The sequence below is a fragment of the Belliella alkalica genome, assembly GCF_022549785.1.
Classification (GTDB): domain Bacteria; phylum Bacteroidota; class Bacteroidia; order Cytophagales; family Cyclobacteriaceae; genus Belliella; species Belliella alkalica.
Genome location: NZ_JAKZGO010000022.1, coordinates 13,049 through 33,742, shown reverse-complemented (window position 1 = coordinate 33,742; position 20,694 = coordinate 13,049). Strand labels below are relative to the sequence as shown.

General features: G+C 38.1%; 15 protein-coding genes. 8 read left to right on the top strand and 7 right to left on the bottom strand.

Translation table 11 applies throughout. The features are described from left to right. Nucleotides 1-251: 251 nt before the first annotated feature. Entirely contained in the window at nucleotides 252-1,130 is an 879-nt protein-coding gene (locus tag MM213_RS18215) for an AraC family transcriptional regulator (RefSeq protein WP_241414327.1), read from the top strand. A 60-nt stretch (nucleotides 1,131-1,190) separates the two neighbouring features. Here the strand turns inward: MM213_RS18215 and MM213_RS18210 are convergent, their stop codons facing one another. Continuing rightward, nucleotides 1,191-2,105, bottom strand: a complete 915-nt coding sequence (locus MM213_RS18210; RefSeq protein ID WP_241414326.1) for a dihydrodipicolinate synthase family protein — start codon at nucleotides 2,103-2,105, stop codon at nucleotides 1,191-1,193. A gap of 173 nt (nucleotides 2,106-2,278) precedes the next feature. Between MM213_RS18210 and MM213_RS18205 the strand changes: the two genes are divergently transcribed. Then, nucleotides 2,279-4,063 carry a DUF885 family protein gene (locus tag MM213_RS18205; protein WP_241414325.1) on the top strand — a complete coding sequence of 595 codons (1,785 nt, stop codon included), beginning with the start codon at nucleotides 2,279-2,281 and terminating at the stop codon, nucleotides 4,061-4,063. A 384-nt stretch (nucleotides 4,064-4,447) separates the two neighbouring features. Next, complete coding sequence (locus tag MM213_RS18200) at nucleotides 4,448-7,513, top strand: beta-L-arabinofuranosidase domain-containing protein (RefSeq protein WP_241414324.1); 3,066 nt, start codon at nucleotides 4,448-4,450, stop codon at nucleotides 7,511-7,513. A gap of 338 nt (nucleotides 7,514-7,851) precedes the next feature. Here MM213_RS18200 and MM213_RS18195 read toward each other — a convergent pair whose 3' ends face one another. Further along, on the bottom strand, nucleotides 7,852-10,194 hold the full coding sequence (locus MM213_RS18195; RefSeq protein ID WP_241414323.1) for an alpha-L-arabinofuranosidase family protein: 2,343 nt from the start codon (nucleotides 10,192-10,194) through the stop codon (nucleotides 7,852-7,854). Between the two features lie 316 nt (nucleotides 10,195-10,510). Between MM213_RS18195 and MM213_RS18190 the strand changes: the two genes are divergently transcribed. Further along, nucleotides 10,511-12,751 carry a S9 family peptidase gene (locus MM213_RS18190; RefSeq protein ID WP_241414322.1) on the top strand — a complete coding sequence of 747 codons (2,241 nt, stop codon included), beginning with the start codon at nucleotides 10,511-10,513 and terminating at the stop codon, nucleotides 12,749-12,751. A gap of 147 nt (nucleotides 12,752-12,898) precedes the next feature. Here the strand turns inward: MM213_RS18190 and MM213_RS18185 are convergent, their stop codons facing one another. The 5 genes from MM213_RS18185 to MM213_RS18165 all read right to left on the bottom strand — a co-directional run bounded on the left by MM213_RS18185 (nucleotide 12,899) and on the right by MM213_RS18165 (nucleotide 17,254). Continuing rightward, entirely contained in the window at nucleotides 12,899-13,096 is a 198-nt protein-coding gene (locus MM213_RS18185; protein ID WP_241414321.1) for a tyrosine-protein phosphatase, read from the bottom strand. A gap of 126 nt (nucleotides 13,097-13,222) precedes the next feature. After that, nucleotides 13,223-15,208 (bottom strand): conjugal transfer protein MobC, encoded by a 1,986-nt coding sequence (gene mobC / locus MM213_RS18180; RefSeq protein ID WP_241414320.1) that lies wholly within the window; start codon nucleotides 15,206-15,208, stop codon nucleotides 13,223-13,225. Between the two features lie 5 nt (nucleotides 15,209-15,213). After that, nucleotides 15,214-16,539, bottom strand: a complete 1,326-nt coding sequence (locus MM213_RS18175; protein ID WP_241414319.1) for a relaxase/mobilization nuclease domain-containing protein — start codon at nucleotides 16,537-16,539, stop codon at nucleotides 15,214-15,216. After that, nucleotides 16,524-16,961 carry a plasmid mobilization protein gene (locus tag MM213_RS18170; RefSeq protein WP_241414318.1) on the bottom strand — a complete coding sequence of 146 codons (438 nt, stop codon included), beginning with the start codon at nucleotides 16,959-16,961 and terminating at the stop codon, nucleotides 16,524-16,526. Before MM213_RS18170 ends, MM213_RS18175 begins: the two co-directional genes overlap by 16 nt. A 71-nt stretch (nucleotides 16,962-17,032) precedes the next feature. After that, the gene (locus tag MM213_RS18165) at nucleotides 17,033-17,254 is read right to left on the bottom strand and encodes a hypothetical protein (protein ID WP_241414317.1); all 222 of its coding nucleotides are present in this window, start codon (nucleotides 17,252-17,254) and stop codon (nucleotides 17,033-17,035) included. A gap of 723 nt (nucleotides 17,255-17,977) precedes the next feature. On the opposite strand from MM213_RS18165, the gene MM213_RS18160 reads away from it, so the two are divergent. The 4 genes from MM213_RS18160 (at nucleotide 17,978) to MM213_RS18145 (ending at nucleotide 20,392) form a co-directional block, all read left to right on the top strand. Beyond that, on the top strand, nucleotides 17,978-18,448 hold the full coding sequence (locus tag MM213_RS18160; protein ID WP_241414316.1) for a JAB domain-containing protein: 471 nt from the start codon (nucleotides 17,978-17,980) through the stop codon (nucleotides 18,446-18,448). A 108-nt stretch (nucleotides 18,449-18,556) separates the two neighbouring features. Beyond that, nucleotides 18,557-18,820 carry a hypothetical protein gene (locus MM213_RS18155; protein ID WP_241414315.1) on the top strand — a complete coding sequence of 88 codons (264 nt, stop codon included), beginning with the start codon at nucleotides 18,557-18,559 and terminating at the stop codon, nucleotides 18,818-18,820. A 218-nt stretch (nucleotides 18,821-19,038) separates the two neighbouring features. Further along, on the top strand, nucleotides 19,039-19,377 hold the full coding sequence (locus tag MM213_RS18150) for a hypothetical protein (protein WP_241414314.1): 339 nt from the start codon (nucleotides 19,039-19,041) through the stop codon (nucleotides 19,375-19,377). Nucleotides 19,378-19,489: 112 nt separating this feature from the next. Further along, nucleotides 19,490-20,392, top strand: a complete 903-nt coding sequence (locus tag MM213_RS18145) for a hypothetical protein (RefSeq protein ID WP_241414313.1) — start codon at nucleotides 19,490-19,492, stop codon at nucleotides 20,390-20,392. Nucleotides 20,393-20,694 lie beyond the last annotated feature (302 nt).

Here is a 20,694-nt window from a genome sequence, read left to right as displayed (position 1 = left end):
AAGAAAATCAAAAGTGATCGAAAAAATCGGGTGTTTTCTACACCTCAATTGCCCAATACTAATACAATATTAACCTACTGCTATTATTAATAAGCTCATTTTCATATTATTATATATCAATAAACCACTAAATCTACCCAAATCACCTCAAACCTGTCACTTTGTTCCTATTGGTGGCATCCACAATAGCTAATGTTGACATTGGTTATTTCAAATATCTAGAATCAATAAACACCCCTAATAAAAAAATCATGAAACCACTTCTTTACCAAGTTCCGCGAAATATTGACGAACCGGTCAGAGTTCTCAAAGAATGTCATCAACATTTCTATGACAACCTTCATTTCCATTCCGAATATCAGATCATGACAATTATCGAAGGAAAAGGTACCTATTTCATAGGTGATGCTTTTGGTAATTTCAATTCTGGTGACACTTTTATAATTGGTGCCAACCTACCCCATTTTTTCCGAAGTAATAAAGAATATTACAGTTCAGAGAGTGGACTTCTTTCCCAGAACATATCAATTCTATTCTCTCCTGATGCATTGGGTGAGAAATTTAAAGAACTTCAAGAATTTCATGCGATCAATAGATTTCTGGAAAAATCCAAAAGTGGACTTTTTTTGACAGGGGTAGCGCGTGAAAAACTTTTCAAATTCAGCAAAAAAATCACGAAAAAAAATGGATTTGACAGGCTCATCTACCTTTTCAAAATCTTCAATTACCTCTCTCAAACTGAAGATATCGAAACGTTAAGTCATGTAACCTATGAGAGCGAGATAAAAGCAGGCGACACTGAAAAAATCAATTCGGTAATTGGTTTTCTCCTTGATAATTTCACAAGGGATATTTCTTTGGCTGACGCAGCAGACGTTGCCAATTTGAGTGTAAATGCATTCTGTAGGTATTTCAAAAGACATACAAGAAAGACATTTTCACAATTTCTGAATGAAATCAGAATCGGCAATGCATGCAGGCAGCTTGTAGAAGAAGATCTCAGTGTAAAAGAAGCTGCTTTCAAATCAGGGTATTACAATATTTCTTATTTCAATAGACAGTTTAAGACGATTACAGGATGCACCCCTTCTTCCTATTGTAGAAATATAAATATTAAACACGTGAACTAAAATAAATCCCGATGAAAGAACAATTTTCATCGGGATTTATTTTAAGGATTTAACAAAGCTTTAACCTACAACAACACTGTAGTTTTCCAAAACAGGCCTGCTGTCTATCCCCTCTTGTATCAATTTTACAATCTTAGCCTTTTCTTCACCTACCAGTTCCAACCTTGGTGCCCTTACTTTTGCTGACCCTATTCCGGTCATCTCCTCTGCAAGTTTGATATATTGCACTAATTTGGAATGGATATCAAGCTCCAACAATGGTAAAAACCATCTGTAAATCTCCAATGCCTCTGCGGTTTTTCCCTCTTTGATCAAGTTGAACAAAACCACAGTCTCTTTCGGAAATGCACATACCAATCCTGCCACAAGTCCGTGGGCACCCATAGTCAAGCATTCCATTGTCAATGTATCTACTCCACAAAGAATCTTATAACGATCTCCAAACCTGTTGATCATTCTGGTAACATTGGATACATCCCTTGTAGATTCCTTGACCGCTTGAATATTTTCATAGGGCAAAAGTTCTTCAAAAACATCCAACGTAACATAGGTTTTATAATCTACCGGATTGTTATAAATCATAATCGGCAATTTTGTGCTTTTTGCTATTTCAGCAAAATATGTCACCAGTTCTCTGTGATCTGGCGTATACCGCATGGGAGGTAAAAGCATAAGGGCATCTACACCCATGCTTTCTGCCGCTTGGGCACAGGCAATTGCCTTTCTGGTCGATCCTTCGGCAATATTCAAAACAACAGGCACCCTGCCCTTGACATAGGCAATGGTCTTACTTGTAAGTTCCATCTTTTCCTCGTCTTCCAATACACTGGATTCCCCTAGGGTTCCCCCAAGAATAATCCCAATGACCCCTGCATTAATCTGTTCTTCAACATTCTCAAAAAACAGCATATAGTCAATACTGCCATCTGCGGTAAACTTTGTTGTCACGGCAGGTAAAACTCCATTCCAATTCATTTCTTGTAAATATTTGTTCCTTTTCAAAATTACGACATGAATACCCAAGAAAATTGCACAAGATTAGTCAAGACTTATACAATATTGGCATTACAGATTTTGGATGATATTATTTGTTAATTTCCACATACAAACAATGTACCTAGTTCATTTTGACCGAAAAAATCACACCAATGAAAGACCATTACCAAAAGATCATACTCCTGAGAAACATGAGGAAATCTCCAATAGCAAACTTGCTAATACCGACCAAGCAAAAAATCCAAATTGGAATGTATTTGTTCCTGTGCATTTTTATGATGCTTCCATTTTCCTCTTACTGTCAGGGACTATATACTGAATTAGAGTCGTACAAGGCTGACCTTTCTTCTCTCAATAGAAAATATACCAACAGTTATTCCGAAGAGTACTTTGAGCGAATAGAAAAGCATTTTGCAGACTGGTTGAACTTACTTGAAGATCTCAGATTTGAAGGCCTTGATCGGGATTCTCAAATCGACTATCTCGTTTTTAAAAACAAACTTACAAAAGACAGATACTTTCATCAACGAACCTACGAATCCTATAAAGAGATCATGCATGTTTCTACATTCTCCCAACCTTTGATTGATTTTTATATTCAGAGGAGAAAAGGAATAAAGCCAGATGCACAAAAACTGGCGGGGATTTTTAATGAAATTACAGCCAAAATTAAATCTATACAAAGAAATATGGAAGACCATAAACCATTTGAAAGTTGGCAGAAAGCCGAATTGGCAAGTGATGCTATCCAAAGCTTACAAAGGTCAGTCGAAGAAGCTTATGGATTTTATAATGGTTATGACCCTGAATTTTCGTGGTGGATGGAAAAGCCTTTTGAAGCGCTGAATGAAAGCCTTACTGTTTACAAAACTTTCCTCAAAGGTCATTATGAAAATACACTTGTCAAAGATGATGGTAGTGGAATTATTGGAAAACCAATTGGAAAAACCGCATTGGAAAAGGAATTGGAATTTGAATATATCCCCTATTCACCCGAAGCCTTAATTGCAGAAGCGGAGAAACAGTTTGCTTGGTGTGAAGAAGAAATGCTCAAAGCTTCAAGGGAATTGGGTTATGGGAATGACTGGAAAGCTGCAATAGAGCATGTCAAAAACACTTATGTTTCTCCCGGAACTTGGCCTGAAGACATCCATTTTTTGGCAGAAGAAGCCATCGATTTCTTAGAGGATCGAGACCTGATCACCATTCCTGATTTGGCAAAAGAAACTTGGCGGATGCGAATGATGTCCCCGGAGGCTCAGCGGATCAACCCCTTCTTTTTGGGTGGTGAAGTGATCCAGATATCATATCCTACTTCGTCCATGAGTCATGAGGAAAAGATGATGAGTATGCGTGGTAACAACCCACATTTTTCAAGGGCTACGGTACAACATGAATTGATCCCTGGACACCATCTCCAAGGATATATGATGCAGCGGCACAAACAATACAGAACACTTTTCTCTACGCCATTTTGGATTGAAGGATGGGCTTTATATTGGGAGATAGCACTTTGGGAGAAGTCTTTCCCAAAATCTGCCGAGGACAGAATCGGTATGCTTTTCTGGAGAATGCACCGGTGTGCAAGGATTATATTCAGCCTAAACTATCATTTGGAAAAAATGACTCCACAAGAAGCCATTGACTTCTTGGTAGATAAGGTTGGGCACGAGCGTGCCAATGCAGAAGCGGAAGTAAGAAGATCTTTTGAAGGAAGCTATGGCCCTTTGTACCAAATTGCCTATATGGTCGGAGGACTTCAGATCTATGCCCTCAAAGATGAATTGGTAAATAGTGGTAAAATGCCTGAAAAGGAGTTCCATGACGCTATCCTTCACAACAACAGCATCCCGATAGAAATCCTCAGAATAGTTTTGAGTGGAGAGGAAGTGAAAAAGAATTATAAGACAAATTGGAAGTTTTTGAAAAACCTATAAATACCCAAACAATAGAAAAAGGAGGGAAAAACCTCTCCCCTCCTTTATTGTAATTTAAACCCTAAATTTTATTAGATCTTGCAATTTGAAAGAGTGATCAAAATGAAATCTGCTCTAGAATCCCATCAAAATTTCAATCAAATAAATCTATCCACAAGGTATAAAATCTAATTCATGCAGACTTTCACAAAATCATCTATTACCAATACAATATTCACCAATTTGGCCTAAACTCAAATTGGAAAAGAATGAGAAAATAGCATTCGAATTCAAGAAAGTATATAAGGTAAAATAGTATGATTGTTGGCTAAGATAGCCTTATAGGCAAAGGCTTATTTTTGATATTTTTACATTATCAATCCTCGAAAATATAAAAACAGAATAATGAAAAAACATTTTATAAATATACAATCCCTATTGTTTTCAATCTTTCTAGCCATATCTATAAGTCCATTGGCTGCGCAAAGTGGGGATCAGATCTTGGATGGAATTGGGGAAACGGGGATGGTTGCAAGATACCTATTTGATGGTGATGTCAAAGATTGGTCTAGGAATAACCTCCATGGAAAATTTCATGGAAATGAACCAGTATTCATAAATGACAACAGGTTTGGAAAAGTCATTTCTCTCAATGGCAATAAAGACGCCTACATCACTATCCCTTCTGACGGATTGGCAGATATAGAATCTATCAGTATATCTGGTTGGGTCAATTTACGTTCTGCGGAATCTGGCCAATTTTTCTTTGATTTTGGAAATGGTGATGACAAACACTTTGTCACTACACTTACGGGTACAAAAAGCCAAAAAGGCCTTTGCACTACAATAAGTACCACAGATGCAAACAAAAAAGAACTTGTATCACATGAAATCGACATCAACAAATGGGTTCACATTGCAATCGTCGTAGATGTACCCGGAAAATCTTTGGTAACTTATGTCAACGGGAAACCTGTAGGACAAATCAATGATACTGGATTCAATCTTAGCAAGATCTTCCAAAAACAACCTGACGCTAAAAAACAACTCTATATCGGAAAATCAAATCTGTCGGAAGGACGTACATTGAATGCATTAATTCATGACTTTCGAATTTACAGAATCCCGTTAAGCACTAAGCAAGTTGGCAGAATATACAGCAAAACCACCCAAAACCTGAACGAAGGAATAGTAAACGAGGATAAGAAAGAAGATGATCTCCAGAAATTCCCTGAGTCACAGCAACAATTGTTCAACAGTTATTTGATAGGTGTTTCTGATGTGAATGTTGAAACAGAAATCGGTGAGTTACCAAGATTGCCAAGCTATGTTGATGGTATCTATAAAGATGGGATAAAAGGCCCTAAGGTACGTGTACTTTGGCCAGCTGAAACGGACAATAATGCAGTTCTCAAGTCAGGAAACTACACGTTAACAGGCCGTGTTTCGGGTACAAATTTTCAGCCAAAGGCAATAGTTCAAGTAAACAACCAAGCCAAATCTGCTACTCCAACTTTACAATTGGAAACTTTTAACTTAGGTCAGGTTTCTTTGAATTCGGATACACATGGACATGACACAAAATTCATTGAAAACCGTGACAAGTTTATCACAACATTGGCAGAAACAAATCCAGACTCTTTCTTATATATGTTCCGTAATACTTATGGTCAAAAGCAACCTGAAGGTGCCACTCCACTTGGTGTTTGGGACAGTCAAGAGACAAAATTGAGAGGTCATGCTACAGGTCATTATCTCACAGCTATTGCACAAGCATATGAGGGAACTGGATATGACAAGAAATTGCAGGAAAACTTCCTGGGAAAAATGGAATATATGGTCAATACCCTGTATGAATTGTCAAGGTTATCAGGAAATGAGAAAGCACCTGGGATTCCATTTGTCTTAGATCCAAGGGCTGTGCCCGCTGGTCCTGGGAAAAACTCCTATGATTCCGACCTCAGTGAATCAGGCATCCGAACTGATTATTGGAATTGGGGAAAAGGCTATATCAGTGCCTATCCACCAGATCAATTTATCATGCTTGAGCAGGGAGCCACATATGGAGGGCAGAATTCTCAGGTTTGGGCGCCATATTACACACTCCACAAAATATTGGCGGGATTGATCGATATCTATACAGTCAGTGGCAACAAAAAAGCACTTGATGTAGCCACAGGGATGGGCGATTGGGTACATGCCCGACTGAGTCAATTACCAACCGAGCAACTTGTAAAAATGTGGAACAGCTACATTGCCGGTGAATTCGGTGGAATGAATGAATCAATGGCTCGACTTTATCGAATAACGGATAAAACTGAATATCTGGAAACTGCACAGTTATTTGATAACATCAGAATGTTCTTTGGGGACACCTCCAAAACACATGGACTCGCTAAAAATGTTGATGTCTTTCGTGGACTTCATGCCAATCAGCATATTCCACAAGTAGTGGGAAGTATAGAAACTTACCGCGCTTCCCTTAAACCTGAGTATTACAAGATCGCTGACAACTTCTGGCACAAAACGGTGAATGATTACATGTATAGCATTGGAGGAGTGGCTGGAGCACGAAATCCGGCAAATGCAGAATGTTTTATTGCACAGCCTGCGACATTGTATGAAAATGGCTTTTCTTCAGGGGGACAAAATGAAACTTGTGCCACTTACAATATGCTGAAGTTGACAAATGACCTCTTCCTTTTCGATCAGCGTGGGGAGTTCATGGATTACTATGAGCGTGGATTATACAACCACATTCTGGCATCCGTAGCGCAAGACAATCCAGGAAACACCTATCATGTTCCACTAAGACCTGGGTCGATCAAGCATTTTGGGAATTCAAAGATGACAGGTTTCACCTGCTGCAATGGAACAGCGATAGAAAGTAGTACCAAACTGCAAAGTGCCATTTACTACAAAAGTAAGGACAATAAAAGCCTCTATGTCAATTTGTATATTCCTTCGACCCTAAATTGGGAAGAGCGTAATGTGATAGTGGAGCAATCTACAAGCTTTCCAAAAGAAGATGAGACACGCCTAACAATCAATGGCAGCGGCAAATTTGACATCAAAGTGCGAGTACCAGGTTGGGCTACAAATGGCTTTTCAGTAAAAATAAATGGAAAAGATCAAAAACTTGATGCAAACCCAGGTACTTACCTGACTATCAATAGGAAATGGAAAAAAGGTGATGTTATAGATTTAAAGATGCCATTTCATTTTTACCTAGACCCGATAATGGATCAACAGAACATCGCAAGTTTGTTTTATGGTCCAGTTTTACTAGCAGCCCAAGAACCTGAGGCTAGAAAAGATTGGAGAAAAATAACTTTAGATGTAAATGACATTGGAAATACAATAAATAAGACTGACAAGCCTTTAGAATTTATTATAGATGGAGTTGTGTTCAAGCCGTTTTACGATTCTTATGAGCGTCATTCAGTTTATTTGGACTTCAACTTAAAGTGATTGGGGAATTTTCATGGAAGACCCTAATCAATTGAATAAGATTATCCGCTATTCTGCCAATAACTTAAATTTATATAATTTCCCCCTCATTTAGATTCTCATAAATAATTGGGTATTTATATTGAAATTAAAGGTTGGGCGAGAACAATAATGCTTCTGGCAAAGAAGCGCGTATTCAGATAATATAGTTTAAGAATAGAATAAATATAAAGGCCAAATTGAATTTTCAATTTGGCCTTTATTTGATTTAAATATGATAAATAAACTTACAATTTACCCTGTTGTTTTCTAGGTCAAAAACCTCATTTATTTTAACTGAACCCTTCCATTTTTGCTCTTTATTCAAGAGGGAATCTATAAATAACAGAACTTGTTTTAGGCACTTTAATTTTGCCATTCACTAAAGAAATTGAATTTGATACAAGCGTGATTTTCTCCTCTGATTCATCATTGAAATCCATGTCATCAGGAGCTGTAACAATAAACATCTCCCCTTCTGTCAAATCAACATTTCCAGCCAAACCAATTCCCAGCTCATAATCTTTAAAATTGGCATTCACCACAGCCAAAGTGAGGAATTTCTTATCTTTCGTCAATGCAGCTGCCACATCCAAGGGACTGTGGCCCCCTTCCAGGTTTAGAGGGATCGATCCAAAATGATGCCTGTACATCTTCAACACCAAACCTGTGCTTTCCATCCAGCTACCTGTCTTTGTTGCTTTGATGGCACCAATCACATTGACCGTCTGGGCATAATTTGCCATATAGTAAATATCTGATTGTCTGGAAAACTCATTCAAGCCTGCTGCAATACCAAGTGCATCCCTTAGAAAATATCGAGTTCCCAAGAGACCATGCACATGGTCACCATACCAGTAATTCCACTCATCCATGGCAATCCTCAATATTGGTTTTTCAGGATCTTCGCTCCTCTTTCTGTGTTCTTCTGCCACCTCCCTGATAAGATCGGAAAGCTGCCGGGCATGTGTCAGCAATCCCCCGGAATGCCAATCTTGCTTATAAATATGCTCACTGATGTAATCCATATTTTCCAGACAATGCCCATACATCATGTCATTCCAACGTCCTGGAAAACCTACCCCAATCAGTTCTATATTTGGATCGGCTTCCTTCATTGCTTCTGCCACTTCATTGTGCTTAATTACATATTCCCCAATAGGTATGTTTCCAAGTTGCCAATCGCCAAACATTTCATTTCCTACCGCCCAGAGTTTTACATTATATGGTTCTGGATGGCCGTTTTGCGCTCTCCATTTACCCATTTTTGTTGAGACATCACCATTGACATACTCCACTTCCTCTGCAGCCATTTTTTTTGTCCCCAAACCAGTATTGACAGCGATGTTTGCATCGGTTTCCAAAAGCTTGCATAACTCCATAAATTCATGGATCCCCACATCATTGGTTTCCAAACCATTCCAAGCACGCTCGTAACGGGTAGGTCTGGCATCTCGGTCTCCCAAACCATCTTTCCAATCATAGCCACTTACAAAATTCCCCCCTGGCCAACGGTAGATGGGCGCGTCCAGTTCTTTCATCAATGCCAACACATCAGGCCGGAAACCTTTCACATTGTCTGAAGGCATCAATGTGGCTGCCAACAAACGCATCTTTCCCGAACCTTTGGCTGTCACCCCCAAACCACCATCTTCCACCTCTCTTGAAGGTTGGAAGGAGAAAGCTACTTTGGTATAGCTACCAGACTTTTCAGTGGATGAAATTTCTACTGCCTGTTTTTGGTCTCCCGACAACCAGAAAATTTCAGGTTTTACATTTCCCGGAATATCCAACAAAAAGTAACCTTCATAAGCTTTATCCTTAAACTTTAGATTCCTTTGCTCCAATCCCTGCAATTCAGTGGAATTAAGATCAATCAAAGGTGTTGGATTACCTGAATACTTAAATGAACTGTCATGGCTAACTTGCGACCCTGTTACTTTCCATGGACTATTTTCCGATCCTGGTGCGTAGAAAAACTTTCTATCCTCCAACAATTCCGACCAAATCCCACCATAGATACATTTACCCATGTGCTCAATAAACTGACCATAAATATAGTCTTCCATAGGTTCTCTCTGTTCTGACAGGTCAATCTTGACTGCTGGGTTCAATTCGGCAACCTCAATTTCTAGAACTTCTACATTCTTAAGGTACAAGGCTCCTTTTGCAGGCCCTTCTTTTCCCAAGATGCTTTCTACCAAAAAACTGTCAAAGCCTTCGGTATTGAACTCATGCTCAAAGGAAATCCAATCGGTAGTACCGACCAAAACGGTATCATTGTCTAAAGTTATATGCCCCAGCCTGATACCTGCTCCTCCTTTTTCTCCTTGATTTACTACATTTTCAGCCTTTATCAATCCTGTTACTTTGTATGTACCATAGGGTTTCAGCTGGACTTTTCTATACCACCTAGATATCGAAAAAGAATCAGCCTCAATAGCCAAAACAGCAAGTTTAGCATCCTCCAAATCTATGATTTTGTAATTTTCCTTTGGACTCCAATACTCTCTTTCCCATCCATTCACACTGTCTTTGGCCGACCCTAAGCCTGGGGATAAATCAATGATTCCCGAATCCTTGGGTGAATGCTGACAAGAAAGCATGCTGATTACCGATATTACCATAAACAGTCTAAATAATTTGTCTGATTTTCTTCTCATTTTTTTGTGATTTTTGTGGGTTATCAAGCTCTATCTAGTGTTCATTAAAATTAAAAAGTATTTCATTGAAAATTTAGCACAAAACTATCCATGAATAACACCAGATTCCCAAAAAGTAAAAACATCATTGGTGTACATTAGTCAAATTAAGTAAAGTCTAAAACAAGACGCATTTAGCATCTATTTTGAATGAAAATATGGATAATATAGTATCAACTTTGGCTATGATTGGAGAAATGTACAAGTTAAAAATCATGTAATTTTACGTCTATTGCATATGGCATGTGAAAATTAAACCCCAACAAACATTTCTGTAATGAAAAACTCCTCTTTAATTATTTGCCTTTTTATCATCCAATTACTATTTCCAAGTATCAGTTCAGCGCAAGGGGAACTAGCAGATTATCAAAGAGCCAAAGAACTTAAAGAGAATATCAAGGATAAAGTATATTTTTCACCTACACAGATTGTATGGCAAAACAAAAATCTTTTGACCTATTCAATACAATCTGAAGATGGAAAAAAATATTTTACGTTTGACATCGACAAGAAAGAGAAGAAACCTTTATTTACATCAACTACTTTTTTGAAATCACTTTCAGATTCCGTTAAGACCGAATTCAATAAGGGAAACTTGCAGATTTCTGACATCATTATCAAAGATGGAAACTTTGAGTTTCGACACAACAATATTATTTGGAAATGGAATGAAAACTCTGAAAAACTGGAAAAAATCAGGACTATAAGTGGCAATAACAGCTATTGGGGGAGCAGGGACAATGAATTGGGCGAAAGAGCTACAAAATCCGAAGACAAGACCCAAGAGGCATTTATTAGAGATTACAATGTATTTGTAAAAGATATATCAACTGGAAAAGTCAAACAATTGACTTTCGATGGAATGCCCGGAGAATATTATTCCTCAACGATCCACTGGTCTTCAGACAGCAAGAAAATAGCATTGTTTAAATTTCGTCCCAGCGAAGTGCGAAAATTGACCTTGATAGCATCAGCACCTGAAGATCAATTTCAACCAAAGGTTTTCGAAAGGGATTATTTGAAACCTGGGGATGCATTGCCCATCCGTACGCCTGTAGTAATTGATGTGGAAACGGGCAATTCATTCTTGGCTGACATCAGTCAAATGAACAAGCAATATGCACTTTCAAGATTGAAATGGAATAAAGAAAGTAATGCAATTACTTGGGAATACAACGAAAGAGGACATCAACGATACACTATTTTTGAGATGGATGCCAAGAATGGAAAAGTGAGAGCATTGATTGAAGAGCTAAGCGAAACGTTTATTGATTACAGTGGGAAAAATTTCAGAAAAGATTTAGACGAAAAAAATCAGATAATCTGGGCTTCTGAAAGAGACGGTTGGAGACACCTATACCTTATAGACTCCAAAAATGGCAAAGTAATTAACCAAATCACAAAAGGCGAGTGGGTAGTAAGGGATGTATTACATGTAGATGAAGTAAAGAGCTTGATCTACTTTACTGCCAGTGGGAAAAATAAAGGAGAAGACCCTTATCATACCCATCTTTATAGTATAGGTTTGGACGGAAAAGGTCTTGTCGCGCTAACCAAGGAGGACGCCAACCATGAAATTACACTTTCGGAGGATAAAAAATATTTTGTAGATAAATACTCAAGACAAGACCTTGCCCCTATCACAGTAATCAAGGATACAAGAAATGGGAAAATAATATCCAATTTGGAAGAGGCAAATGTAGAACAATTGGAGAAAGCTGGCTGGAAAGCACCAGAGATATTTGCTGCCAAAGGGCGTGACGGCGAGACAGATATTTGGGGCTTGATCATCAAACCCAGCAATTTTGATCCTTCCAGAAAATACCCTGTAATAGAATACATATATGCTGGACCTCACAGTTCGCATGTTCCCAAGTCATTCAATCCAAATTACTATGGTCTCAATGAGCTTGCTGAACTTGGGTTTATAGTAGTTCAGATCGATGGTATGGGAACTTCCAACAGGTCTAAGGGTTTTCACGATGTAGCTTGGAAAAACCTGAAAGATGCTGGCTTTCCCGACAGAATCCTTTGGATGCAAGCAGCACAAAAGGACAGATCATACATGGATTTGGAGCGTGTTGGAATCTTTGGAACCTCAGCAGGTGGTCAGAATTCTACAGGAGCTTTGCTGTTTTTTCCAGAGTTTTATAAAGTCGCTGTATCTTCCTGCGGCTGTCATGACAACAGAATGGATAAGATTTGGTGGAATGAACAATGGATGGGACTTCCAACAGGTGACCATTACCAAGCATGCTCCAATGTCAGCAATGCCAAAAACCTAGAAGGAAAGCTTCTCTTGATGGTTGGGGAAATCGATGACAATGTTGATCCTGCATCCACCTATCAGCTGGTTGATCAACTTGTGAAGCACAATAAGGAATTTGAATTTATGATGTTTCCAGGCATGGGCCACAGTTCTGGGGGTGAATATGGAGAGCGCTTGAGAAGAGACTTCTTTGTCAAAAACCTATTGAACACTACACCTCCTGATTGGAAAACGTTAGGCATAAAATAGCTTATTGGCAAATTGTATCTTCAGGATACTGTGAACATAAGTAAAAAAGACGTTGTTAGAACAAAACTTCTTTTTTACTTACTAATAATCAACAGGTTAAATACTAGAAACCTTCCTAATAAATCTAGCTTTGGATTTACAAGGGAATTATTTTTTTACCAAAAATTTCTTTCTGAGTTTGTTTTTTTCTTTTTCCCCTATCCCCAATTCATTTTCAAGCATGCTGTCTATACTTCCGTGTGTTTGGATGGCAGTTCTCAAGGATTCAGCGGCCACTAAATGCAAGAGGAAACGGAATAAAAAGTAAGCAGAGCGACACGGTTTTATGCCGTAGCCTCTTGCCATGTGTGGGGGATGATATCCTAAATTGCTGAGGAATTGAATAGAAAGTAAAACTAATCTTTTTCATATGATATTTGAAATACTATGTCCGAAGACAAAAAACGCCCAAATTAACTAACCAAATTGTAATCATGCCCTCCCCCGAATAATCAATCCTGCCAACCCTGGACTGTCCATCATCCTTTCAAGTTCCAAATCTATGAGTTGGGATATTTCAGATTTTACTCTTTGGTAGTTTTCCAATACTTCCGTTACTGCCAAATCCCGTACTTTTTTGATATCCGTATATTGTTTTTCTTCATTGGCAATACCTTCATGGTCATTGATTATCTTTGCATGAAATCGTTTCAGGGTGATTTCCTGATCTGGGTTATCGGCCACTATTCCAACGAACTCCCCAGATGAAAGGGTTGATATCGTTGAAGGTGGCACAGCCAAATCCATTTGGTGAGAATGGCTGACCGAAGTATCATTGCTGTTGATCGAATGGCTTTGTCTTGCCTGCATGATCTTTCCAAATCTGTCGGAAAGCTGCTTGGCAGTATCTCCCAACACCTGCCCCGAGATGATATTGCCAACCGTATTCATGATCACTTCGGCCTGTTCCCTTCCATAATCCTTTTTCAGTTGGCTGTAGTCTTGCACCCCCAAGGTGGTCGCCACCTTATTCCCCCTTGCTGTGGCTATCAGGCTGTCAATACCATTGAAATAGATGGTGGGAAATTCATCAAATATCAAGCTTGATTTCAATTGGTTTTTCCTGTTTACAATTTTTGTAATCCTAGAAATGTAAAGAGACAATACCGCCCCATAGACTTGTTGTTTCTGCGGATTGTTTCCCATGCAGACTATCTTTGGCTCATCGGGATTGTTGATATCAAGGGTAAATTCAGATTTTGAAAGAACATAATAGAGTTGCGGGGAAGCCAACCTTGCCATGGTTATCTTGGCACTTGCAATCTGTCCTTCCAACTGTTCGGCTGCCCCTTGCAGATATGCCGATACAAAGGGGTTGATCAAAACTTCTATTTCCGGTTCTGTCCTGAGCACGGAAAATAACTTGTCGTATTCCACCTGCATCAGTTCAATCACATGGGGAAGAGTACAGAATTTTCCATCTCTGTATTTTTTCAAAAACCAGATCACTGCAGTCAAAAAGTTGATGGGTGATTCCACAAAAAAATCCCCCTGTTTTTTGATCCATTCCCTATTCAGTCCCATCATGATTGTCCTTGAAGATTCAGATGCATCCGTAATGTCGAGCATGGTGCTTGGCTCTAGGGGATTGCACCTGTGGCTATGTTCTAGATTGTCAAAGTTGATGGCATAGAACTTCGGAACAGTCTTGTAAGCTGACTTATTATTGAGCAATGCATTATAGGCTATTTTGGAGAGGTCATCATATTTGAAGTCATAGATAAACATCGAAAAACCTTTGGCTATATGCTGGGTAATGATGTGTCTGATCACAAAATAACTTTTTCCTGATCCAGGAGTCCCTACTACCAAAATAGCTCTAAATGGATTAACAAAGTTAATCCAACTTTTGCGGACTTTATTTCCAAGCTTATAGACTGCGGGAAGGTTGACTGCATATTCATTTTCAAGCTTTCTTTCCTCTTGGGGAAATGTTTCATTGAGTTTGTTGAAAATATCCGTTTGGTCCCTATTCCAAACGATCCTAGTCAAGAGCGTCCCAGAACTCAAAACCAATAAATAACCAAAGAGAGTAAGGCCTATATAACCATACTCCAAGAACAATAGCTCTCCCCTATTATTAAAAAGCAAACTCGAAAACCAATAGCATGTCAAACCAAAAATACCTATGGCCAAAACAGGTAATAAATCAATTTTCAAGGATTTCTTACCCCTTATCCCCAAGATTGAAATAAGCAATAAAAGCAATGCCAATGCCTTTGAAAGCCAAAACTCGGCAAACAGACCAGTCTTAGCCAATTCATTGACAAATTGATCCATCAGATTGATATCCAGTTTCCAGTTTTTGACTACTATTTTACACTCCCAAAAGAAGTGGAACAACAAAATCCCGAAACCTATCTTTCTTGTAAGGTCAAGTATTTTTCTCAATGCTTCTTGATTTTCACCTGTGGCCATATCCGCTACTGTCCGTCTTTTCTTTTTTTCTTCCTTTTCTTTTTCAAATCCCCTGGGTCATTGCCATGTGTGGTGCCATAATCGGGAGTTAAAATATCCATGAAAAAGCCAACCATCTCCGATAGGCCAAAAGGTTTTAGGTTGGTGTCAGCTTTAGCTCCAAGATCCTCTTCAGAATTAGCCTTCTCTGTTTTGCTTACGGTTTCTTCACATTTGGTCTTTTGGATAAGCAATTGATTTTTTGGGTTATCATTGTCAATCAGAGCAAAAGTTTTTGCCAATCCATTTGCACCAAAAGCTTTCCCCAAGACAGATCCTTTATAGACCCTTCTTTCAATATTGTCCACATAAGTGCAGCCATAGAGCCTTCCATTTTTGTTGAAAACCAAATGAAGGTATATCCCACTTCTTTTCAGGTTTTCCAAAAACAAATCAAGTTTGCCTTTTTCACCAAATTCTAAGCCCATCGATTTTTGTACTTCAATGATCCTATAAATCAAATCTTGTTTGGCTTTTACTTTGGCTCTGTCAACCTTGTCCTTATTGAAGGATGCTTTTTTCAATATTTTAGAATAGGTTGGTTTGCTGTAAAGACTGCTGGATTTGATTGGGACACTCACAGGCTTGCCTTGTTTGTCTGTTATGGAATACACCAATCCATTTCCATGAAATTCCTTTCCTGAAGCATTTACTTTGGAAGCAGATATATTGAACTGTGCCAATGCCGCCTTGAACTCTGGAAAGGAATCAAAATGGTAACTGCGCAAGACCTCCGTTACAATATTTCCTACCAAAGCTTTTGTTTCAGCCTTGCCATATTGGGCTTTCTCCAGTGGTCTGTAAATCAAGTAATCTTTTTGTTGGCTTTCTGCCCTTACGAGTCCTAGGCTTTCCTCAATTTCCCTTCGGGCATTTTCTGAGGCTCCCTTTCCAAGGTTATGGGTTTCCAGTCTTTTCCCATTTTGATCAATATTGGTGGAAACAATATGGATATGGGGATGGTCTGTATCATCGTGCCTATAAACCAGAAACGGCTGTTTTCCAAAGCCGATCCTATCCATATAGTCTTTTGCGATGAAGCTCAACAATTCATCATCAAGCTGATCTTTTTTTGAAAAATTAAGGGAAATATGCAGCGTATTTGTTTTCACCCTTTTGTTGAGTGCAAAACGCTTTTGGAATCTTGCCAGTTTTTCATTGGCAGACAATTTATGGATACTTCCCAGAAACCCCTGTCCATGGATAAGGGCAGCATTCCTGTTTTGTACCTTTGATTCATTGTAGAGAATCAAGCCCCTGATTTCTTTGCCTGTGGTTATTTTTGCAACCATTTGTCCAGAAGTGGGCTAACTGTATTTTTGAGCTGTTCCTGCTTCTTTAACACCTCGATGAGGTTATTTGCTAACTTCTTAGCCAAAGCCAATTTTTTTGAAAGGTCTCCTGTTTTGTGAAATACCCTTACTACCTGATTGGCGTTGACACCGATGGCATTGATTTCCTGGTGGATCAGGGAAAGTTTTTCAAGAAACACATCCAAGCTTTTGTCGTAGGTGGTAACCACCAGTTTCTGTTTGCATAATATATCTCTTATAAGGCTGCTCATCGTCTGGTTCTGGGACTGGGAAAGTATAGTCAGCAATTCTTGAAACTTGCGTTCTGAGATTCTGCTTTCTACCCTTCTGGTCAGGTTGTTGATTTTGTTTTCAGGCATTATGTATTTGTGTTTGTGATTTAAGGTCTTTCTAACTGTCATCTCGAACTGAGTTGGGTTTTGGCCATACAGGATTCTAAGATTTTGCTTTAACTAGAACCCTCTTTAAAACATCAGTATCCAAGGTTTCCTATCCACTTTTTGGCTAAAGGTTTCCAATCTAAAATTGGTGTTCCTCTGTCTGTCCTCCACCCTATTGATTCGTGGAAGTAAAAAAACAGTTCTGCTTCTTCTAAGGGGACATTTCTTTCACAAAAGAATGACCTTACCTGTCCAATCGTTGGATAAAAATTGACGATGTTTTCAGTATGTGGATTTATTCTTACCGTTTCCATGGTGATTGTTTAGTTTGGTTGGATATAAATTTTGGAAACAGAAAATGAATTATTTCAGTATTGCAACTGAAGGTGGGGGGAAAAAGCCTTTTTCAAAAATGATTTTGGAGTTTGGAAAAACGGAGCAAAGTAGATAGTTGATAACTATCAAAATGTCAAGTTTTACAGTTCAAAAACCTGACATTTAAAAAAGTATTTAACTTTCCAACTTGGGATAACTCAGATAAAAACTAAATTCTACTGATAATAAAAACGATCCATGATAGGCTGACGACTTTAAAATGGCGTATCCAAGTTTAAAACATTTTGTAAGCAAACACCCAAATCAAGGAAAAAAACAATAAAGATTGCACCTATAGTAAAATCTGATGTTTGTAAATGTTTCACTTTTTGTATGGTTTTAAATGAACAGGGATCGAGGTTGATACTAGAAAGTTGATTTTCAAGGCCTTCTACCCCTATATTTTTCGCTCTAATCCAATTTTCCCAAAGTATTTGAAATCCCCTTAAATACCGACAATTAAACAAAAATCAAAATCATGATTTTTTGAAATTCCATTACAGTACAAATTTAGCCTTTTGCCTGCTGTAGCGCCCAAGAGCTTCCGGCATAAACACCTGGCTTCCCACCATCCCTTCATTTATTCCTTTGCCTCTTGGTCTTGATTGGCAAAAAGGCTGATGCCGCACCATAATCAAATTCAAAACTTAAATGAACATGTTATGGAAAGGGTAATCAGAAATTTTCAGGACAATCAAGTGGCAGAAATCAAACTGTCCTACAGCCACAAGGTAAAACCTTCATTAATGCCTAAAATCAACAGTTCACAGGATGCAAGTCGGTTGCTTCGTGAAAACTGGGATGAAGATAACCTTGGGTTTATAGAGGAATTCAAGGTGATGCTGGTAAGCAGGTGCAACAAGGTGATTGGAATCTGCAACATTGCAAAAGGAGGCACAAGCTGTGTAACCGTGGATATCAAACTGTTGATGGCAGCTGCGATCAAAGGGAACTGTGCTGGCTTGATACTTTCACATAACCATCCTTCTGGGAACTTGAAAAGTTCAGAACAAGATAGAAGGTTGACAGGAAAGGTAAAAGAGGCCTGCAAACTCTTTGACATAACTGTCTTAGATCATATAATCCTGACAGCAGAAAGCTACTATTCATTTGCAGACGAGGGGTTGATATGACCTCTCTTTTTGGTCATTTTTTTATTGTGCTTTATGGGAAGATAAAGTTTTTATACTCGAAATTCCCTATTTTTATAAATGCCTTAACTCTCAAAACAGCTATACACTTTGGAAACAAACAGAATCATTTTAGAAAAAAAGGAATTTGATATTGTTAATTCCATACTTCAAAGCTTTAATAATAAAGTGCAATGGCAAAAGGTCAGTGATGGTAGCTTTCTTTCGTCAATTAGTGATGAGGATGCTGAGGTTATGTCGCAAACAATCCAAGAAAAGTATGTTTTGGAAGGATTTGATCTGTCTTACAATTTAAATCATGAAGGAGAAAAATATCAAAAATTGATGGATAAATTTCGGGAAATAGGTTGGTAAAAATAAATATTCCATGGATTTGGCTTACACTTTTTTTCAAAGGTAATTTGTTGTGAAAATCATTGTAAATTATCGCTGAATATTGTCCCTTTAAAATTTTCAAAGTGATTTCTAAAACAATAAATACCTGTAGGATTTACATAAGCAAGATATGCGTTTTTACGGTCGCTTGTTTGGTGTTTTCTTGTAATAATATGTGTAAAAACTCTGGCATTTATATGAGTGAAACATTACAAGTTTCAGCAAAGGAAAGGTCAATAGATTATTGTGGGATGTTAGCGAAAGCTATAAATTTAGATGAAAAATCAATCAAAGAATTGTCTGAATTGAATTTCGGTGATGCTTCTGGCTATGACCATGGAGCTGTCTTGGTCGAGTTGATTACAAAGGTTGGTGAAACGAAATATATACAATCAATATCGGGAATTGACAAAGCACAAAAAAGTCAGCTTAAGGCTTATTTGGGTGTTGGTTTGGAATATGGAAGCGTTCCAAATTTAACTAGCAGAAGGATAGAAACAGCGTTTCCTGCTCTAAACAATTTTCTAAGCCATTAAGATGTTTTCTTTCTTTGGGGCTTGAAACCTGAAAAAATCCATATGTAATACTTCTATGTGAATTTGATAATGAAGTTAAATCCATCCATACTTCAATTAACTGAAATCAATAATGAAAAGCGAATTATCGTCTCATATTTTATCGATTAGTAAGTGGCTGTTTGTTCCACTTCTTCTGTTTTCTTTTAAGATAAGTGCGCAAGACCGAACGGTGAGATTTATCTATTCAATTGATGATAAAGTTCCCTTGTCCTATCTTCGTGTACTATCTGATGATGGTAAACAAGCTTTTTTTACTGATATCAAAGGGAAATTTGAATTCCCGCAAGCACAAACTGCAGAAAAAACATCCTTTAATATATCGGGATATGGGATTAATGACACCCTGATTTCCATTCAGCAAGTGATGTCTAAGGATACGCTCTTTTTAAAGGCAAAGGAGTATGAACTTCCTGAAGTGATTATCAATTCTTCCCATTTGAGCGAATTAAAAATCGGTGATTCATCTGCTCAGGAATTTGAGGTAGATAAACCAATTGAATCTCATGATGGACTTGAAGGAGTGTATTATAGGTACACAATTCGGGTCAAGGTTCCAAAGAGAAAATCACTGGTTTTGGATGAAATCAAATTTTATGTCTCGAAAATTCTAGAAAAACAAGTTGAGATATCTCTGAGAATACTAGTTCCGAAAGCTCCACAACGCATTATTTCAGGCAAGCGAAATTCCATTGATGATTTTACAGATTTGCTTCCAAGTTCAAAAATAGTTGCTGTGGCTAAACCAGGATGGCAGCAAATCAAATTCAGTGAACCTGTGCAAGTTCCATCTAGGGCATCCGATTTGTTTATTGTCTTTGATTTGCTTGAAGAGCAACCAAAGTCAAAATTTGCTATTGTTAATCAGCGAACAAGTAAGGATATTGATATAGGGTTTTATGATAAAGGAGGTGCTATTGGGGTTTTTCATTCGGAGTCATTCCATCCTGCGATAGAGGTGATATTTTTGAAATGAAGCATTTCCATGCCTGACACACAAGAAAAGGTAGAGTTTAGTCTTCGGATTACTTTCACGTTTCTCAAGAATTTTCTATTAAATATCTAAAATTTGAAAGTAGAAGGTTGTGTCCCTATTTAATATGCTGTTTTTAAATCTTCAGCCTCAAAAAGCTTGAATTTGAAATATGGTAGTAGTATCCAAAGGATTAAACTTTCGGTTGAAAAAGCAGGCTTAGGCATATCCATTTCTAAAACGAGTAATACATCTGTAAGTAAGACAGATGCAGGTTTGAAAACTGGATTCACGAAAAACTCTAA

Coding starts and splice junctions, on each gene's coding strand:
- MM213_RS18205 (WP_241414325.1), top strand. CDS start 2,279: ATGAAAGACCATTACCAAAAGATCATACTCCTGAGAAACATGAGGAAA.
- MM213_RS18195 (WP_241414323.1), bottom strand. CDS start 10,194: ATGAGAAGAAAATCAGACAAATTATTTAGACTGTTTATGGTAATATCG.
- MM213_RS18175 (WP_241414319.1), bottom strand. CDS start 16,539: ATGGTTGCAAAAATAACCACAGGCAAAGAAATCAGGGGCTTGATTCTC.
- MM213_RS18210 (WP_241414326.1), bottom strand. CDS start 2,105: ATGAATTGGAATGGAGTTTTACCTGCCGTGACAACAAAGTTTACCGCA.
- MM213_RS18185 (WP_241414321.1), bottom strand. CDS start 13,096: ATGGCAAGAGGCTACGGCATAAAACCGTGTCGCTCTGCTTACTTTTTA.
- MM213_RS18150 (WP_241414314.1), top strand. CDS start 19,039: ATGAGTGAAACATTACAAGTTTCAGCAAAGGAAAGGTCAATAGATTAT.
- mobC (WP_241414320.1), bottom strand. CDS start 15,208: ATGGCCACAGGTGAAAATCAAGAAGCATTGAGAAAAATACTTGACCTT.
- MM213_RS18170 (WP_241414318.1), bottom strand. CDS start 16,961: ATGACAGTTAGAAAGACCTTAAATCACAAACACAAATACATAATGCCT.
- MM213_RS18215 (WP_241414327.1), top strand. CDS start 252: ATGAAACCACTTCTTTACCAAGTTCCGCGAAATATTGACGAACCGGTC.
- MM213_RS18160 (WP_241414316.1), top strand. CDS start 17,978: ATGGAAAGGGTAATCAGAAATTTTCAGGACAATCAAGTGGCAGAAATC.
- MM213_RS18190 (WP_241414322.1), top strand. CDS start 10,511: ATGAAAAACTCCTCTTTAATTATTTGCCTTTTTATCATCCAATTACTA.
- MM213_RS18165 (WP_241414317.1), bottom strand. CDS start 17,254: ATGGAAACGGTAAGAATAAATCCACATACTGAAAACATCGTCAATTTT.
- MM213_RS18200 (WP_241414324.1), top strand. CDS start 4,448: ATGAAAAAACATTTTATAAATATACAATCCCTATTGTTTTCAATCTTT.
- MM213_RS18145 (WP_241414313.1), top strand. CDS start 19,490: ATGAAAAGCGAATTATCGTCTCATATTTTATCGATTAGTAAGTGGCTG.